Source organism: Bacillus sp. FAU20, assembly GCF_056033865.1.
In genome coordinates, this window is sequence record NZ_JBVYHY010000006.1 from 1 (window position 1) to 15,768 (window position 15,768).

Annotated in this window: 28 protein-coding genes; all 28 read left to right on the forward strand. The window is 32.3% G+C overall.

From position 1 onward, the window contains the following. Window positions 1-124: 124 nt before the first annotated feature. The 28 genes from AC0OM3_RS07700 to AC0OM3_RS07835 all read left to right on the forward strand — a co-directional run bounded on the left by AC0OM3_RS07700 (window position 125) and on the right by AC0OM3_RS07835 (window position 15,675). The gene (locus AC0OM3_RS07700) at window positions 125-253 is read left to right on the forward strand and encodes a hypothetical protein (RefSeq protein ID WP_263317032.1); all 129 of its coding nucleotides are present in this window, start codon (window positions 125-127) and stop codon (window positions 251-253) included. Window positions 254-941: 688 nt separating this feature from the next. Continuing rightward, a complete protein-coding gene (locus tag AC0OM3_RS07705) occupies window positions 942-1,574 on the forward strand; it encodes a recombinase family protein (RefSeq protein ID WP_474211290.1) in 633 nt (210 codons plus the stop codon). A gap of 250 nt (window positions 1,575-1,824) precedes the next feature. After that, window positions 1,825-2,088 carry a cyclic nucleotide-binding domain-containing protein gene (locus AC0OM3_RS07710; protein WP_069297334.1) on the forward strand — a complete coding sequence of 88 codons (264 nt, stop codon included), beginning with the start codon at window positions 1,825-1,827 and terminating at the stop codon, window positions 2,086-2,088. A gap of 4 nt (window positions 2,089-2,092) precedes the next feature. Then, window positions 2,093-2,689, forward strand: coding sequence for a CHC2 zinc finger domain-containing protein (locus AC0OM3_RS07715; protein WP_474211293.1), 597 nt, complete (start codon window positions 2,093-2,095; stop codon window positions 2,687-2,689). After that, a complete protein-coding gene (locus AC0OM3_RS07720; protein WP_474211294.1) occupies window positions 2,670-4,142 on the forward strand; it encodes a DNA primase family protein in 1,473 nt (490 codons plus the stop codon). The genes AC0OM3_RS07715 and AC0OM3_RS07720 overlap by 20 nt, the downstream gene beginning before the upstream one ends. 814 nt (window positions 4,143-4,956) lie before the next feature. Beyond that, complete coding sequence (locus AC0OM3_RS07725; protein ID WP_474211296.1) at window positions 4,957-5,460, forward strand: hypothetical protein; 504 nt, start codon at window positions 4,957-4,959, stop codon at window positions 5,458-5,460. A gap of 20 nt (window positions 5,461-5,480) precedes the next feature. After that, window positions 5,481-5,708, forward strand: a complete 228-nt coding sequence (locus AC0OM3_RS07730; RefSeq protein WP_474211297.1) for a hypothetical protein — start codon at window positions 5,481-5,483, stop codon at window positions 5,706-5,708. A gap of 84 nt (window positions 5,709-5,792) precedes the next feature. Further along, complete coding sequence (locus tag AC0OM3_RS07735) at window positions 5,793-5,951, forward strand: hypothetical protein (RefSeq protein WP_001137916.1); 159 nt, start codon at window positions 5,793-5,795, stop codon at window positions 5,949-5,951. Window positions 5,952-6,051: 100 nt separating this feature from the next. Further along, window positions 6,052-6,318, forward strand: coding sequence for a hypothetical protein (locus AC0OM3_RS07740; RefSeq protein ID WP_170956772.1), 267 nt, complete (start codon window positions 6,052-6,054; stop codon window positions 6,316-6,318). Between the two features lie 63 nt (window positions 6,319-6,381). After that, entirely contained in the window at window positions 6,382-6,846 is a 465-nt protein-coding gene (locus tag AC0OM3_RS07745) for a hypothetical protein (protein ID WP_474211299.1), read from the forward strand. A gap of 1 nt (window position 6,847) precedes the next feature. Beyond that, window positions 6,848-7,045, forward strand: coding sequence for a hypothetical protein (locus AC0OM3_RS07750; RefSeq protein ID WP_474211302.1), 198 nt, complete (start codon window positions 6,848-6,850; stop codon window positions 7,043-7,045). Between the two features lie 608 nt (window positions 7,046-7,653). Further along, entirely contained in the window at window positions 7,654-7,794 is a 141-nt protein-coding gene (locus AC0OM3_RS07755; protein WP_154642278.1) for a hypothetical protein, read from the forward strand. 132 nt (window positions 7,795-7,926) lie between these two features. Further along, complete coding sequence (locus AC0OM3_RS07760; RefSeq protein ID WP_200730827.1) at window positions 7,927-8,067, forward strand: hypothetical protein; 141 nt, start codon at window positions 7,927-7,929, stop codon at window positions 8,065-8,067. Between the two features lie 27 nt (window positions 8,068-8,094). Next, window positions 8,095-8,250, forward strand: coding sequence for a PTS ascorbate transporter subunit IIC (locus AC0OM3_RS07765; protein WP_088053605.1), 156 nt, complete (start codon window positions 8,095-8,097; stop codon window positions 8,248-8,250). Between the two features lie 2 nt (window positions 8,251-8,252). Further along, the gene (locus tag AC0OM3_RS07770; protein ID WP_474211308.1) at window positions 8,253-8,474 is read left to right on the forward strand and encodes a hypothetical protein; all 222 of its coding nucleotides are present in this window, start codon (window positions 8,253-8,255) and stop codon (window positions 8,472-8,474) included. A gap of 58 nt (window positions 8,475-8,532) precedes the next feature. Continuing rightward, window positions 8,533-8,709 (forward strand): hypothetical protein, encoded by a 177-nt coding sequence (locus AC0OM3_RS07775; protein WP_190322740.1) that lies wholly within the window; start codon window positions 8,533-8,535, stop codon window positions 8,707-8,709. Window positions 8,710-8,804: 95 nt separating this feature from the next. Continuing rightward, the gene (locus AC0OM3_RS07780) at window positions 8,805-10,148 is read left to right on the forward strand and encodes a hypothetical protein (RefSeq protein ID WP_474211324.1); all 1,344 of its coding nucleotides are present in this window, start codon (window positions 8,805-8,807) and stop codon (window positions 10,146-10,148) included. 12 nt (window positions 10,149-10,160) lie between these two features. After that, window positions 10,161-10,361 (forward strand): hypothetical protein, encoded by a 201-nt coding sequence (locus tag AC0OM3_RS07785; protein WP_136800507.1) that lies wholly within the window; start codon window positions 10,161-10,163, stop codon window positions 10,359-10,361. A gap of 36 nt (window positions 10,362-10,397) precedes the next feature. Then, window positions 10,398-11,579 (forward strand): fibronectin type III domain-containing protein, encoded by a 1,182-nt coding sequence (locus tag AC0OM3_RS07790; RefSeq protein WP_474211311.1) that lies wholly within the window; start codon window positions 10,398-10,400, stop codon window positions 11,577-11,579. A 15-nt stretch (window positions 11,580-11,594) separates the two neighbouring features. Next, window positions 11,595-12,770, forward strand: a complete 1,176-nt coding sequence (locus tag AC0OM3_RS07795; RefSeq protein WP_474211313.1) for a fibronectin type III domain-containing protein — start codon at window positions 11,595-11,597, stop codon at window positions 12,768-12,770. Then, on the forward strand, window positions 12,767-12,919 hold the full coding sequence (locus AC0OM3_RS07800) for a hypothetical protein (RefSeq protein ID WP_200730823.1): 153 nt from the start codon (window positions 12,767-12,769) through the stop codon (window positions 12,917-12,919). The genes AC0OM3_RS07795 and AC0OM3_RS07800 overlap by 4 nt, the downstream gene beginning before the upstream one ends. A 4-nt stretch (window positions 12,920-12,923) precedes the next feature. Next, the gene (locus AC0OM3_RS07805) at window positions 12,924-13,373 is read left to right on the forward strand and encodes a hypothetical protein (protein WP_474211315.1); all 450 of its coding nucleotides are present in this window, start codon (window positions 12,924-12,926) and stop codon (window positions 13,371-13,373) included. 3 nt (window positions 13,374-13,376) lie between these two features. Further along, window positions 13,377-13,682 carry a hypothetical protein gene (locus AC0OM3_RS07810; RefSeq protein ID WP_474211318.1) on the forward strand — a complete coding sequence of 102 codons (306 nt, stop codon included), beginning with the start codon at window positions 13,377-13,379 and terminating at the stop codon, window positions 13,680-13,682. After that, window positions 13,673-13,810, forward strand: coding sequence for a hypothetical protein (locus tag AC0OM3_RS07815; RefSeq protein ID WP_179192213.1), 138 nt, complete (start codon window positions 13,673-13,675; stop codon window positions 13,808-13,810). The genes AC0OM3_RS07810 and AC0OM3_RS07815 overlap by 10 nt, the downstream gene beginning before the upstream one ends. A 9-nt stretch (window positions 13,811-13,819) precedes the next feature. Continuing rightward, window positions 13,820-14,284, forward strand: coding sequence for a hypothetical protein (locus AC0OM3_RS07820; protein ID WP_200730821.1), 465 nt, complete (start codon window positions 13,820-13,822; stop codon window positions 14,282-14,284). Window positions 14,285-14,299: 15 nt separating this feature from the next. Next, window positions 14,300-14,644: a hypothetical protein gene (locus AC0OM3_RS07825; RefSeq protein ID WP_234105433.1), complete on the forward strand. Its 345-nt coding sequence runs from the start codon at window positions 14,300-14,302 to the stop codon at window positions 14,642-14,644. Then, window positions 14,644-15,324, forward strand: a complete 681-nt coding sequence (locus AC0OM3_RS07830) for a zonular occludens toxin domain-containing protein (protein ID WP_474211320.1) — start codon at window positions 14,644-14,646, stop codon at window positions 15,322-15,324. Before AC0OM3_RS07825 ends, AC0OM3_RS07830 begins: the two co-directional genes overlap by 1 nt. Before the next feature lie 15 nt (window positions 15,325-15,339). Then, a complete protein-coding gene (locus AC0OM3_RS07835) occupies window positions 15,340-15,675 on the forward strand; it encodes a hypothetical protein (protein ID WP_474211322.1) in 336 nt (111 codons plus the stop codon). Window positions 15,676-15,768: the final 93 nt, after the last annotated feature.

Genomic DNA, 15,768 nt, shown 5'->3' on the forward strand with positions numbered 1-15,768 from the left:
TGAAAGGGTGATTCTTTGCTAAAGGAAGCTTTAAAGACAACAGGACTTAATATCTTGGGATTTTTAACGATTATTGGTATTGTAGCTATCTTTCTAGAATTCAGCATGTAGAGGAGGTGTAGGGGTGTTTTATGGATTAGTTTTATATTTCGCTATTGGATACATTCTTGCTTTTGGTTTACCTAAAATTATGATCCAGGTGCAAAAGAGATTTTTAGAAGGGAAGTCACAAGAATGCTCTTTATCGGAATAGCAGCCATCATAATTTTAACTTTTGAAATCTATGATTTAATCGTTAATGTAGCAAGGAAGTTAAAGAAATGTTAACGATTTGGGATTACTTGAATCTAGTAAATACAACTGAAATTTTAGCAATGAATATGATCATAGTTTTTATTTCTCTATCTTTTTATAGGAATCGAAAAGTTAGAAAGAGATACCAGGAATATCTAGAACGGGATAAAGAAGAAGAATTTATTTTATGAGGTGAAAAAATGGATGGGTTTACGTTGTATTGGGGAGTTCTTCACGATTTTTTAAATTATGTTGGGAAGTTTGCTCCTCTTATAATATTGGTTATTGCTTTATTTGGTTTCGCTACAATATATAACAAGAATAATGAAAAGGATAAGTGATTTTATGCTTGAAAAAATTCTAGTTTTTTTAGGAAGTATATTTCCGATAGTTTATGTTGTTACTTTTTTACTTATTTTTTGCATGATATTAAAAAGAAAGTAGTTTAAAAAAGTATACTTTTACGAAATGAAAACAGAATATCATTTTTGCGTTCGCAAAAGTGTGTACATTAAGTTTTGAACGTCCATAACTTATTACAGACTTTTACGAACGCTATTGTTATAATAAAAACATGTTCCGCTATCGCTACACGTCTAAAGGGATTCTATGGATGGCATTTTATCAATTACAAAGGTGGGAACAAAATGAATATTGGGTACATAAGAGTTTCAGCAAAAGACCAAAATATTGAACGACAATTAAAGAAAATGAAAGATTTACAAATAGAGGACCGATTCATTTTCATAGACAAAGAAAGCGGGAAGAACTTTGACCGTCCTAGCTACCAATCTATGAAGAAGATAATCCGAGAAGGAGATTTATTACACATAGATTCTTTAGACCGTTTAGGACGAAATTATGACGGCATCATAACGGAATGGAAGTATATAACTAGAGAACTAAAAGCCGACATTGTAGTTTTAGACAACGAGACGTTGTTTGATAGTAGAAAATTCAAAGATATGGGAGACATGGGTAAGTTAATGGAAGACCAATTTTTATCATTACTTTCTTATGTAGCCGAACAAGAAAGAAATAAAATCAAACAACGACAAGCCGAAGGAATTGCAGAAGCCAAAAGGAAAGGACAAAGATTCGGGCGTCCAGTTATAAAACTAGAAACCTTATCTAAAGAACAACAAAAGATTTTAAAAGATAATTATGATCGTTGGAAAAGCGAAGAAATCAAAGGTGTGGAATTTAGCAAAATGTTAAATCTAAAAAAAACATCATTCTACAAAATCATAAAAGAATATGAAAATACACTCTCAAAATAACGAGGATTGTATTTCCTTGCTGATTTAGAAGGAAAAATAAATATTCTTTGCAAAAAATAAAACGAAGCATAAGGAAGCATGGGGAAACTCAAAACAAACAAATCTAAAATGAATAAAAAACCTATTACAAACCATTGATATTAAAGGGTTCGTTCTAATTCTATTAAAATCAACTTACTTTTCAATTTGACAGGTTAATATTTGTCTGATAAAGTTGAAACATAGCATTTTTTGATAGGAGGATAACCAATTGACAGTAAAAGAAATTTTCAAAGTAGAACATACAACTTCAACCGAAAAATTAGTTTTACTTTACCTTCAACATAGAGGTTGCGGAAAAAGACATACTGAAATCAAACACGAAGAAATTATAAAAAGTTGTAACATATCTCAATCAAGTGTTAACAGAGCGTTAAAAGGTTTAGAAAGCAAAGGCTTAATTGATGTTTTCTACCAAAGAGGGCACAGTCTAGCAAAACACATAAAACTTATAAGTAACGATAAAGAAGTGTAAAGAAATGCAAAAAAGCGATCTAATAAAAAGCAAACTTCCAATCATAAATTTTTTAGAAAGCTATTGTGGAGTAACAGTAAAAAAACGAGGGAAAAATCACATGTGCAAGTGTCCATTTCATGCTGATGATAAAGATAGCATGATTGTAAACGTATCGGATAACAATTGTTATTGTTTTGCAGGATGCGGGAACAGAAGACCAATAGACCAATTTTCAGGTTTGATGCTATTGCATGGATGGACACACAAACAAGCAGAGTCTTTTCTTTTAAAAGAATTAAAATTAGATGTAAATCTAAATAACAAAAACATGCAAAAAGAAATAGCTAAACAAAAAGCCATACATAAAAAGATGCAAGAAATAAAGTATTTAGAAAATCATTTGTTGCAATTATTACTCAATCGAGAAAGATTCTTCAAAGATACTTTAAAACAATTCGAATTCACAACCGAAACAGAATTGTTTCACTTCATATATCATAAGTTACCAGTTTTAGAATACGAAATTGATATTCTACTATCTGATGATACACATGCAAAATATGAAGTTATGAAATATTACTTAGGAGGAATAAAAAAGTATGAAAAGCACTTCAGATAAAAAAATATTCACCGTTGTAAACGGCATAAAAAAAGATGACTCATCAAAAGAGGTTAGCCCCCAAACTTTTGATAAATCATCTATCTCAAAACATTCTATTAATAGTATAAATGAAATGCAAACTCAAAATCAAGATGAAAAAAATGACTATATGTCTATAAATTTTTCTAAACATGGAAAAATCACTTACGACATAGATGTATACAGACTATCCCAAGTAATAATGCAGGAATATCCAATACTTAATAATGGTGAAACATTAGCTTTATTTAACAAAGAATTAGGCGTTTGGGAAGATAGAGCAACTAATAGATTAAAACAGATCATAACAAATAAACTATCAGAAGCATTTAATAGAAATATAAGAAATGAAACTCTTGAACTTATTAAAGATAAAATATATGAGAACAGAGAGATTTCATTTAATAACAATCATAGAGCCGTAACATTTAAAAATGGTACATTTTATTTCCCTAAAGCTAAAGGCGAAAGAGGACATTTTATAGAAGGCTTTAACAAAGATGATTATTCAACAATAAAAATACCTCATAACTTCAATCAAGAAGCATGGGAAAAATTCATAGTACCCGAAAAAACATTAGAAAAGCTATCACCATTAATGGATGAACAAGAAAAAATACTTTTATTAGAAATGATAGGAAGCTTATTTTATAAACGTCAAAACCCACGCGGAATTTTCATTATGGTCGGTAGCGGAAAAAACGGAAAATCCGTTATTGGAAAAATGTTAAATAAGATCATAGGAAAAGATAATACATCATCAACTTCATTGAAAAGTTTAATAGATGATAAATTCTCTCGTGTATCTTTAATGAATAAAGCACTAAATTTTTGCGGTGATATTGATGCTAGTTATTTTAATGAATCAGGAGATTTTAAAGCTTTAACAGGTGATGATGTAGTACGTGTAGAGTTTAAAGGAGAAAACAGTTTCGACTTTCTTAATAGAGCAAGGCTTGTATTTTCAGCAAATAAACTACCTAAATTTAAAGATGATACAGAAGCAATCACATCACGTATGAACTTTATAAATATGCCATACAAACCTGATTACGATGAAGTAGAGGAATTAATACAATCATATGAAGAAGAAATAGAAATTCTTATAACTTGTGCGATAAATATGTTTACTGGCGTATTAGAAAAAGATGAATGGACTATACCCGATGCAAGTAAAGAACTAAAAGAAAAATGGATTTCTAATTCTAATAGTGTAATGAAATTCATTGATGAATGTTGTGTACTAAGTTCAGATAGTGATTGGGGAGCTAAAAAAACGTTTGATGCATATAAAGATTTTTGTATTGAAAATGGCTACGAACAGTTTAATAGAAATAATTTCAAAGAGAAATTTGAAACTGTTGTAGGAGAACCTAAAAAAACAAATAAAGGCATGGTATATAAAAATTTAGAAGTACTTGATCCTAGATAGGACAAGTACTTTTTTTTGAGGATTATTTTAAAAGTGAAGAAAGTGCAGAAACTACACCACTTTCTTCACCACAACCTATAAACCTAGAAGTACCAATGGATTACAAGTGCAGAAACTATTTTCAAAGTGCAGTTTTAGTGCAGAATATAAAACCTGTTAAAACCTTGATATAAAAGGGTTTGTAGATAATTAGTGAAGAAAGTGCAGAAAATTTTAAGTCAATAAAAAAAACAAATAAAAAAGGGAAAAATAACCATAAATTAAGTATTTATAAAAATAACTTGAAAAAAACTGCACTTTCTTCACCAAATGATTGGAAACGTTGATATAACAAGGGTTGAAGAGGAATTGAAAACTGCACTAAAACTACACTTTAGTTTATTTCTTTGCTATCGCAAAGGTCTAAAGGGTATTAGAAGGCTAGCACCTAAGAATCCCTTTAGACGTGAAGCGCAGCGGAACATTATTATTCTATTTTCTATAAAACAGAAATTATGTAGTGACTCACAATATTAGCTAAACAAGTAGCTACAAATGTAATTAAAAATGTTTTCATATCAAATCACCTCTTTATTATTTTTTGTATTATATTGTTCATTTGAAGATTTAATCAGAATAAATGGTTCTACCCCTTTTAATACTTTTTGTAGTTGTTAAGTTGTTGTTAAAGTGTTGGAAAACGGTTTTAGTTGTCTTTATGTAGTTGTTAAAAACTTGTAATATTGTTGTTTATTTGTTGTTTGGTAGTTGTTTACATGGTATAATTAGTATATAATTATTAAATTTGAATTTATCGATATGGAGGTGTAAGGTAATGGATGCAAAATGGGTTATAAACCAGTTAGATAAAGGCGTATTGATGAAAGATGTTGCTAGACAATTAGGTATAAGCGATTCAACAGTTCGCACTAAGCTAAAAAAAGCAGGTTATGTTGCAATAAATAAACATTGGGTAAAAGGAAATGGTGAACAACTTTTGAACAATCAAACAACAAAAGAAGAACAAGTTAAGAACGTTGAAACAACATCAAAAGAACAACCTTATAACAATTTAATGACAAGTAATCCTTTTTCAAATGAAGAAATAGAAATTATTAAAGAAATGATAAGCAATTTCAAACAAGTTGATATCAAAGCAGAAAAAGGGCTATATGATCGTATAGGTGAGAGAGAAACAGGAAATGAAAGAAATAACATTTTCTTGAACACAAATACTCAAAATATGTTTGATGATTTTATAGCAGAGAAAAATCTAACGAAGAAAAAATCATTGATCGTAGAACTTGCCGTAGAAGATTTCATAAAAAAATATAGGTAATAAGGAATTGATGTGGTTTTATGGATGGATTTTCATTTTTTCGTGTTATTGAATATTCCAAAGAAATTTTTAGTTCATTACCATTACCATTAACTATCGTTTTAATTTTGGGTAATGTGGTATTTATTTTACGAATGATTATCGCTTATTTCTTAGAAAGAGATGCTAGTAAAAGATATTGGAAAAGATATCATGCCGAACAAAAAGAACTCGAAGAAAAAATTTCTTTAGAAAAACAACAATTGTAAATTGTTCATTTGCTATACTGTTGAAAAAAGAAAAAATAAAAAAGAAAAGAGGATGATAATAAAAGGATAAAGAGGATTTAGAGATTGCCGAGACCTAGAAAACCATTAGAAGATAAAATAGACACGATATTTGTAAAAGTGCCTAAAAAAGTAATTTGGGCGTTAGAAGAACAAGGGAATAAGAATGAAATAGCAAGCAAAATCATCATGGATTATTACAACAAGAATTTAAAAAAAGACTAATCATTTTCTTTCTTTTTTTTAATTTAATACGAACAGGTTTATCGGTGCGCGAATACATGTTTGTATATATTTTCGAGAAAAAATACAGGAGGTGCCGTTTGTGGCGTTTTTAACAAGTGTGAAAGCAGGTAAGAGAAGATATTACTATTTAGGGAAATATACAGGTAAAACACAAACTAATCAAAAAGGATATGAACATTGCTATAACTTTGGAAATGAAAATGTAGCATTAGAAAGATTATCTTTATGGATGCTAGATAACAGTTTTATCCCAAAAGAATTAATAGATTTAGGTATTTCAAAAGAAGATGTAATCAAGTGGAAAAATAAAGTGTTAGAAGCAATTCAAACCCGAACGGCATCATAGTTTTTTTCGAAAATTGTATTATCCATATGTAATTAAAAACGAATTTAAAGAGGAGGTTTTTTGATGGATTCACATTTTATTGTAAATTCAATTATGGATTCTTTGTTTATCCCTTTTATGGCTTGTATAGTTGGTTTTTGGACTGTTTTCCTTTTAATAAAAATTATTCATAGAATGTTAGTTGGTGATTATGCAAGTCTTTCTAGCAGGGATATAGATAAAAGTGTTGATTATTTAAAAGATAATAAAGTTTCTTCTGGTAAGATAACTTTAACTAAGGAACACATTGAATTTTCTAGTGATGAAACAAATGTTGTTAGAACTTCTAGAAGAAATTCTAATAGTTTCAGACAGGTGGGAGAAAAAAGAAGTACATATTCTGATGATGATGTTTTACCTTTTGTTACAGGCGTAGCCGTAGGTAGCTTGTTTTCAGATACAAATAGTAGTAATGATAGTTGTTCTAGTTACGATGGTTCTTCTAACTGTGATAACGCTTCTAGTTTTGATGGTGGAGGGGGAGATTAATATGAATTACAGTGAAATTATAATGACGGTTGGTTGTACGTTGATTTTACTTTTGATACTTTATCATATTTTGGAATTATTATTCTATTTTATAAGTGGGGAGTTTTCAAAAGAAAGAGAGCAAGAAAAGGAATTAAAAGTTCAAAAAGAAAAAGTTTTTCACCTTAGAAAGACATCATATAGAAGAGGTATAAGGTGACTTTTTTTGTAGTTCAAAAGATATAAAAAGCAATTAGATCGGACGAAAAATCCGGTCTTTTTTATTTATCTTTAAATGTAAAAATATTACAGTAAAACGTGCGGTATTTTATCGTTATATATATAACTAAAAAAATTCATGCGCACACTTTAGTATTTTGGTGGGTACGGTAGATACTGGGGTTTTTGGGGTGTTAAATATATAGCGTGTATAGTTATAAAATTAATTAAGAGAAAACCGAAAAAAAGTTTTTGGGAAAAATGAAAATTCATCAATCTTAATATATACCTAAATAATTTTGGTACTTCCTTTCCAAACTGAAAATGATTAATATAAGGAACAGATATATTTCGAGTCAATTTTATTCCATAAAAAAAATAGCTGAGTCCTACAAGGTGCTACCAACACCGAGTAAGGGCTAAGAAGTACTGGACATACTTCAAAACCGAGCCGAAGCTCACATCAACTATATGTGCTATTATACACATTCTTTAGGGAATTGTATATTTGTATTTATAGATGTATGTGTAACAAGGGACAAGTGTGTCTTTCTTATTGAAAGAGTATACTTGTCCCTTTTTTATTTCTTTAAAAGAGGTGAATAACAAATGAATGAAACACTTATCCCAACTGATGGCGGTACGCTCGTTGTTTCTCATTCAATTACATTGGGTGACATTATAACGATTATTCTTCTTACATGCATTTTGTTTGTTATGATCTATAACAATTTCACAAGGAGATTTTAATATGTACGATGTCATATTTGGAACGCCGAAAGATGTCTTTTATATCTATCTCATATTCTTTGTAGCGTGTTTCTCCATCTATCCTATTGCAATGATATTAATGAATTCTATGTTGAACTGGAGGAGAAATAAATGGGATTAGGAGGACTTGTATTTCAAGCACTAAAGACGGTTTTCGGTAATGTAGAAGTGATGCTTGCAATTCTTTCATTCTTTGTTTCTTATTCATTAGTATTTACGGCACTCGGTGTATATCAAAGGACAAAGGAATAGAAAGGAGCGAAATATATTGTGGGCAATATGAGTAGTGCTTTTGATTTTGATTTTTTTTGGGGTAACTTTGGTTTCTTATTGAAACTAGCAGCACCATTCGCCGTGATTATGGTTTCTATTTATGCAGTAGGGAAATTATTAGAGGTAATCATTAGAGCCGTTAAATCGAAAGGGAGTAGTTAATTATGGATATGCCACCATATCAAGCCTTTCTTAGTGGGGATAATTTAGCTTACTTTTGGAAAATCATGAAGTGGATTTTATTCTTGATTGCACCAGGGATAATGATTGCAATGTGTTTCCCAGCCGTTGAAAAAACTATCGATATTATAAAGAACATTTTCGTAAAAAATCACGACGATCAAGAAGATGAAAAAGACGACTATGAAGTTCGTTATTATGACTGACATTCCCTAGCGATTTTTTTGCTAGTGAAATATAAAAAATACTGGAGGTATTCATATTATGCTTGATTTAACAGGAGTAAAATTACCATTCTCGGTTGGAGACGTTGTTACAGGTTCAATGGCTTTAGTAGGTATCGTTGCAGGATTCGTTATCTTAGGGCTTGCGTTTAAAATTGCACCTAAATTCATTTCTCTATTCCTTAACTCATTCCGTACTGGCGGAAAAAACTCATAAAAGAGAGACGTTTTATTGTCTCTTTTTTTTACAAAAAACGTGAGGTTTTTTAAATGATAAAAAAGCATACGGTACTCAAAACATTAATGTGTTTTATGGTATTCCTCATGCCATTTGTAAATATGAGGTCAGTGTTCGCTGATGGCCCATCTATTCAGTTGCTAGGAAGTAAAGGGGTTACAGTGGATAACAAAGGAATCAGCCTATCATTAAAAGTTACTGACGCTAAAGATGTAGTGACTTTTCAATTATCGGAATTAATGCTTGTGAATGACTGTTCTTTCAATTTTGGATTAACCAAGTGGGTTAGACCTTCACAAAAAGAAAACAAATTTGACATTAACATTAAAGAAAATGGAACGTACGCTTTTTATATTTTTGCGAACGGTAAAGTTAAGGGATATGTACGTTTTAAAGCAAAAGGGTTTCCACAGAATGCACAAGGCGGGGGAGTAACGCAGTATTGGGGAGCGGGAGCTAAATACTACGAGCTACCCGAAGAAGCTGTAAATCCTGATGACTTCCGTGATTATGACGGTAAAAACGATGGGATTTGTACAAATGAAAAATTACCCGATAAACCACATGGTTCTGGAGATATCGAAGAGCCAAAGGAAGAAGAAAAAGAAGATAACGGAGGAAATAACAAACCTCCTTATGATCCAGAGGATTATTTTAAAAAACTGTTAAGTAAGCTTGATGAAGTAGAAAAAAAGATTCCACCACCTCCTGATTGGGACAAGGTATCGGATGTTTTTGCGGATAAAATCGGGAATAAGATGTCTGAAGTAATAGGGAAGACACCCGACCCACCAAGTCCTCCACCAATACCTGATATGCCTGGCATTGATACAGGAGGATTAGAAAATCATATGCCCGATATAAAAGATAATCCTGATTTAAAGGATTCGGGATTCACGGCTGATGACATAAAGAAAGAAGCGAAGCCAATAGAAGAGAAAAAAGACGATTCAGGTGGCTTTAATATAGGGAATCCATTGGACAATTTACCCGATACACCGAAGGAATTGCCGAAGCCTGGCGAAACCGAGAAATCGGGTTGGACACAAGACAAACCCAAAGAGCCAACAGGGGATTTGCCGACACCGAAAGATAAAGGTAAGGAAGAACCACCAAAACCTCCTAAACCAAACAAGGATAACGACAAACCACCTAAGCCGAGCGGAAACGATGACAAACCACCGAAACCAGGTGGGAATGACGATAAGCCGCCAAAACCAGGCGGAAATGATGCGAAGCCACCGAAACCAGGGGATAACGGAGGGAATCCGCCGAAGCCTGGCGGAAATGACGGAAACCCACCAAAACCTGGCGGAGACGGAGGGAATCCACCAAAACCTGGCGGGGGAGGGAATCCGCCGAAACCAGGAGGGACGAACCTTCCACCAATGGTCGATTATAAAAAGAGTCCCGATTAAGGAGTGATTTCATTGAAGACAATAAAAAAAAGAGATCTAAAAAAATATTTTCAAAGTTTACAGGTATTAAATGATTCCTTCGCAGATTTCACAACAGAATTAGAGAAAAAACATTCTTTAACAGAAGAAGAATCTAAGAAACTTGAATCCATGCGGGAATACTTCAAATCAACAAAGGGATTATTCGTCAATATGGAATCTAAATGCTCTTAAATCGCTTCATCAACCTAGAAGAAAGGAGGTAATACATTGTCTTTTAAGAAGTGTATTTTTATCTTTTCATTTATGTTATCTAGCATGTTTTCTTTCTCTGTTTTAACCAAAGCGGATGATACAAATGTTTTTGCTAATAAAAAAATCTATAAAGAATTTGATTTTATAAACCATATAGAACCTAGGCATAGTTACAAGATTAATGATGAAAGTGATTCTACTTCTTATGTTATGCCTTCTCCGAGTTTTGCAGATTTAGGAACGAATTACGACCTATCTAGTTTAAGGATTTTAGCGAAAAAGAATCTTTATAATGGCGTTAAGTTTAATCTTATTTTTTATGATTCTGAGAAAAAGGAACTTTATAGTACTAGGAAATTCGATGTTGGTTCGTCGGCGAAAAGTGATGTACTTGAATATAAAGATAATTTTACCGTTAAAAACGTGAGGTATATTCGTTTGAATGGTGGTGCAACTCTCTATGATCTAAAAATATTTGGTTCTGTATATAGACCGTCTATTACTAACTTAAAGGGCGTAGCTAATGATAACGATGCGAATTTTAGTTGGTCAAATCCTATTGACTCAACTTTCAAAGGAGTAAAAATTTATAAAGGTTCAAATTTAATTGCAACAGTTGACCCGGGCGAAAGTAGTTATACAGTCTCAAATTTAGAAGCTGGTCAAGAGTATGATTTCAAGTTTATTTCTACATACGAAAAAGACGGAACTATTTTAGAATCTGAAACCATAAATAAAAAGATAGAAACTAAAATGCCTGTTATTAAACCGCCAGAAAACGTATATATAACGCCACAAGATAAAAAGATTGTTATAACCTGGGACGATGTAAAATCACCTTATTTACAAGGATATAACGTCTATATAGACGGAAAGAAAATTAATGATAAGCCTTTAACTTCTAATAAATTGATCGTAAAAAATTTAGAGAACGATAAGTCTTATAAAGTGCAGGTAAGTGCAGTTAATAAAAATGATGTAGAGGGAGAAAAAAGTAAAGAGGTTTCGGAGAAACCTTCTTCTGATGCATTAGAGGTTGAATATGATGTGAAGATGCCATTTGACCCAAAAGACGTTTTAGGAGTTGTTATGGCGTTTCTATTGATTGTTGGTCCATTAATACTATTAGGATTAGCAATAAGATTCCATAAACCTATTATTACTTTCTTATACAATTCCATACAAAAGAAGAAATAAAAAGGAGGTGAAGTTTTGAAATTTAAAAAATGCGGTTTTTTATTTTCATTAGCAATGGTATTTTGTTTTGCTCTTCCTAGTTTCGCTAGTGCTGAAGAGGTTACACCTACTTCTAAGAATGTATTAAAACAATTTAAAGATATAAGTGTTGTTACTGAATATGGTTCTACAATTAAATTGGATAAACCTATTAAAGGGCAACGTGTTAGGCATAAATTTTATGTTGAATTACCTCCTGGAGTTAAAAAGAAACTTCTTTATATGGAATTATCTAGAGGTAATTCGTGGGTTGCTACTTATAATTTTGGTAATTATTTAGGTGATAAAGATAAGGGTGAATTTGTTGTAGAAGTATTAGGTAATAGTTACGATACTGTTACTATTTTAAATCACACTGGTGTTAATGTTGTTATAAAGGAATTGATTATTTATGTTCCGGATGGTGCGGATGGATATGAAACGTTTGAGGATATTTCAAATTTAAATGCTATTCCAGAGGTAGATAAGGTTAAATTCACTTGGGATAATCCTAAGAATTCTAGATTTACAGGTGTTAAGGTTTATTTTGAAGGTGAAGAAAGATTTTTTTTGAAGTCTAATGAAACCGAAGTTGTTTCTAAGAATTTAGAACCTGATAAATCTTATAAGTATAAGTTTGTTGCTATGTATGGCGATAAAGCGTCAGAAGGTATAGAAAAAGTTATTAAGACAAAACCAAAACCAAAAGAACCTATGCCGTTGATTAAACCACCAGAAAATGTGTTTTTAACACCTCAAAACGGAAAGATGGTTATAGCATGGGATGATGTAAAATCAGCTGATTTAGAGGGTTATAACGTTTATATTGATGGAAAAAAAGTTAATGATAAACCATTAAAATCTAATAAATTGATTGTTAAAAGTTTAGAAAATGGTAAGTCATATAAAGTGCAAATAAGTGCGGTTAATAAGGAAAACGCCGAAGGTGAGAAGAGTAAGGTGAAGGAAGAGAAGCCTTCTTCTGACGCTTTAGAAGTCGAATACGATGTAAAGATGCCATTTAATCCGAAGGATGTTGTAGGCGTTGCTATAGCGTTCCTGTTGATTGTTGGACCGTTAATATTATTAGGATTAGCATTTAAATTTTATAAACCATTTATTACGTTTTTATATAACTCTATTCAAAATAAGAAAGGGAGAGATGAAAAGTGAGTAATTCGTTTTTGTTAGATTCGATTGTCTCTCTTGTTTTTTCGAAATTAATGTTAATTATCGCTCCAGTGATTTTCTTGTTAGCGGTATTTATCTTTGCCGACAAGATTATTCAATTGATTCAATCCAGTTTTATTTCTAAAGGGTGATTGAATGGGATTAATAGGAGATGCATTTAAAAAGTTATTCGGTGTCCTATGGGACGTTATCAAGTGGCTAGGCAAGTTACTATATAAAATTTTTGAGCCTGTTATTAATTTCCTCAAAATGATTGTAGGTGTGATTTTCGCCGTAATAGATGCATTTCTCTATTTCCTCTATCAGATTGGTGTATTAGTAGTAAAGCTATTCTTAATAATATTTGAAACCATGAAATTATTATGGTCACTTATTGTCGGGTTCGGAAGAACGTTAGCAAGCTTTAATTACACACCTAGAGGTTCGGGTGGTCATGGTTATTCTGAAACAATGGGCAAGTTATTTGCCATGTTAGGGCCATTCCAGTTAAATGCAGTTGCGACGATATTAATGTTCATTATTTGGTACACAACAGTCATTGCAGCCATTAAATATATTTCATCAATAAGAGTAGGAGGGGATTAATTTATGGATATGAAAGATTTTACTTTTTCAGAGCTAAAAGGGAAATTAAGAAGCTTTGTTGATTCCATATTTAATCCTTTTCATAGCTTTATGGATCTTGCTTTAGAAAAATTAAGAACGATTAATCAAATTGCTTCACAGGGAATCGACATAGGGAAGTATTTCTCTGTTTTTGGAGACTTACCTGGAGCATGGCAAGGTGTTATTGTATCAGCTTTATTATCAGCCACTTTACTAGGTGGATTAATCATATTTAGGTCAATTATGAGGCTTTATTACAGTGCCAAGGAGGGCGTGAAATGGTGGTAGATGCAGTTCTATACATGTATGCAATTAGCTTATCAGCAGGCTTAGGGCTTGTTACAGCGGTGTTAATCGGATTGAAGATTTATAACAGGAAACCAAAAAACAAACAACAAAGAGACGTAATAGGGTAGGTGTAAACAATGGGGATGTTAAGTAAATTTAGTAGGCAGAAAATGAGAGAGGAAGATTTTGAACCTCGAACGAACGATGTATTAATTGTCTTTGATGATGAAAAGAAAACATCTGATATTAAAAGAATTAATGTGATTGAAGAAGATAAATTAATGGTTATCGGTGAATATGTAGTCCCTGTTGAGGATTGTGTGGTTACAAACAGTTCTTCGGGTCGTAATTTCTTTTATCGAGCGCCAACTCAATCAATTATGGAAACAAAAAGATTAGCGCAATTAGAAAAAAGCATTGTTTTATCAAAAATAACGAACTTCAAACCAAAACCTCCGGAATCGCCAGTAGATTTCACTAAGATTGGTTTAATGATCATAATTGTTATTTCATTCATTGTATTTGGTGCGGTTAGTTGCTCGAATGGAAAGGCTCAACATCAAGAAGTACCTACACAGTCATATCAAAAATCAGACAAGTAGAGAGGAGAATGAGAGGTGTCAAATCCAGTAACAAATGCCGAGAAGTTACAACAGGCAATAGGAGATAATTTGTTCCCAAACGTAGAACATGTATCTGATATAAAACAAGTCGTCGAAGTCATGAAAGAGAAAGCTCAGGAGTTACAAGAGCCACAAGTAAGAGCGCTCATTCTCCTTCAAAAGCTTGGTGAGAATACATATATACATGGTGAAGAGAATCCATATAAAGATGTTATTAAGTTCATTATGGAAAGCAAAATTGCAGTAGCAGACCCACAATACTACATTCAAACGATTGAAGCATTAATCCCAAAACCTCCAAAACCTATCGTCATGGCGGAGAAAGGAATGAGAAGGTAATGGCATTTCACATATTCATACAAGCGCCTTTAAGACAAGGTAAAACGTTGCTTATGTCATTACTTGCCCATTACTGGAAGATGAAAGTTGAAGAAATGGGCGGAGAGATACAGTTGTTTTCAAATTATCAGTTGTTAGATTCGAAGCCTATGGATCATTACACAGATTGGTACGAGGTAGCCGAAGCCCAGGGAAGTATTTGTTGTTGGGACGAGGCTCACATGGCTTTTAGTAACCGTAAATGGTCGAAGCATGGGCAAAGTATTGCTACAGAAGTAATGATTTATACAGGGAAGATGAGAAGCGTTCAAATGTATTGTTCGCCTAATATTTCTAACGTTGATAGCCGTATCAGACAAATTGTAGAAGTCCTGGTTGATGTAAGGAAAACGCCGAAAGGATTTCATATTAGATTTACGGATTACCAGGAAGGAACATTACTCAATAAAGCGTTCTTACCAATGAGCCGAGCAAAGAAAATATTCGATTTGGAATTGTACGATACGCACCAAATGGTTAAGGGATTCCCTTTACCAACAACGGAAAAAGCAAGTGATGAATTTTTCGAAAAGCTTGAAATGATACACGATAGAGCAAGAGGTAAAGAAAAACGCAAAAAGAAAGAAACAACTACAATCGCTCTGGAAAAAGTGTTTGATAAAGAAAAAATGACCATTTAAGGGAGAAGAAGATATATGAATACATACTCATTGATACCACCGACAAAATATGGAGATAAAGACCCACAAAGTCTTTTATACCTTAATCCAAGCATGCCAGCGCAAAAGTTAGCAAAGATGTACAACAAATATATTTTCTTTAAACAATTGCAACTGGCGGAAGATATGGCGGGGAAAATGGGTTATATTCTACTACCTTATGATTGTATGCATTGGGAAAGAAGACAACAGTTCAGCGATGACAGGAAAGTTAAAGTGGGACGTAATTCTTTCTTTATGATGTCAATTAATGAATTAACAAGAACGGAGCAAAGAAAGTTACAGGCTTATATTGAATCATTACACGAATAGGGGGATTTTTTATGATTACGATCATTGGTTTTCTTTTAGTGTTAGCTTTTAGTTTAAGTATGGTTTGTATTGATATAGCTGAAAAAAGAGCGG

Excerpts from the sequence above, each read along its gene's own strand:
- AC0OM3_RS07705 (WP_474211290.1), top strand. The coding sequence starts at position 942 with ATGAATATTGGGTACATAAGAGTTTCAGCAAAAGACCAAAATATTGAA.
- AC0OM3_RS07715 (WP_474211293.1), top strand. The coding sequence starts at position 2,093 with ATGCAAAAAAGCGATCTAATAAAAAGCAAACTTCCAATCATAAATTTT.
- AC0OM3_RS07720 (WP_474211294.1), top strand. The coding sequence starts at position 2,670 with ATGAAAAGCACTTCAGATAAAAAAATATTCACCGTTGTAAACGGCATA.
- AC0OM3_RS07725 (WP_474211296.1), top strand. The coding sequence starts at position 4,957 with ATGGATGCAAAATGGGTTATAAACCAGTTAGATAAAGGCGTATTGATG.
- AC0OM3_RS07730 (WP_474211297.1), top strand. The coding sequence starts at position 5,481 with ATGGATGGATTTTCATTTTTTCGTGTTATTGAATATTCCAAAGAAATT.
- AC0OM3_RS07745 (WP_474211299.1), top strand. The coding sequence starts at position 6,382 with ATGGATTCACATTTTATTGTAAATTCAATTATGGATTCTTTGTTTATC.
- AC0OM3_RS07750 (WP_474211302.1), top strand. The coding sequence starts at position 6,848 with ATGAATTACAGTGAAATTATAATGACGGTTGGTTGTACGTTGATTTTA.
- AC0OM3_RS07755 (WP_154642278.1), top strand. The coding sequence starts at position 7,654 with ATGAATGAAACACTTATCCCAACTGATGGCGGTACGCTCGTTGTTTCT.
- AC0OM3_RS07760 (WP_200730827.1), top strand. The coding sequence starts at position 7,927 with ATGGGATTAGGAGGACTTGTATTTCAAGCACTAAAGACGGTTTTCGGT.
- AC0OM3_RS07765 (WP_088053605.1), top strand. The coding sequence starts at position 8,095 with ATGAGTAGTGCTTTTGATTTTGATTTTTTTTGGGGTAACTTTGGTTTC.
- AC0OM3_RS07770 (WP_474211308.1), top strand. The coding sequence starts at position 8,253 with ATGGATATGCCACCATATCAAGCCTTTCTTAGTGGGGATAATTTAGCT.
- AC0OM3_RS07775 (WP_190322740.1), top strand. The coding sequence starts at position 8,533 with ATGCTTGATTTAACAGGAGTAAAATTACCATTCTCGGTTGGAGACGTT.
- AC0OM3_RS07780 (WP_474211324.1), top strand. The coding sequence starts at position 8,805 with ATGGTATTCCTCATGCCATTTGTAAATATGAGGTCAGTGTTCGCTGAT.
- AC0OM3_RS07805 (WP_474211315.1), top strand. The coding sequence starts at position 12,924 with ATGGGATTAATAGGAGATGCATTTAAAAAGTTATTCGGTGTCCTATGG.
- AC0OM3_RS07810 (WP_474211318.1), top strand. The coding sequence starts at position 13,377 with ATGGATATGAAAGATTTTACTTTTTCAGAGCTAAAAGGGAAATTAAGA.
- AC0OM3_RS07815 (WP_179192213.1), top strand. The coding sequence starts at position 13,673 with ATGGTGGTAGATGCAGTTCTATACATGTATGCAATTAGCTTATCAGCA.
- AC0OM3_RS07820 (WP_200730821.1), top strand. The coding sequence starts at position 13,820 with ATGGGGATGTTAAGTAAATTTAGTAGGCAGAAAATGAGAGAGGAAGAT.
- AC0OM3_RS07830 (WP_474211320.1), top strand. The coding sequence starts at position 14,644 with ATGGCATTTCACATATTCATACAAGCGCCTTTAAGACAAGGTAAAACG.
- AC0OM3_RS07835 (WP_474211322.1), top strand. The coding sequence starts at position 15,340 with ATGAATACATACTCATTGATACCACCGACAAAATATGGAGATAAAGAC.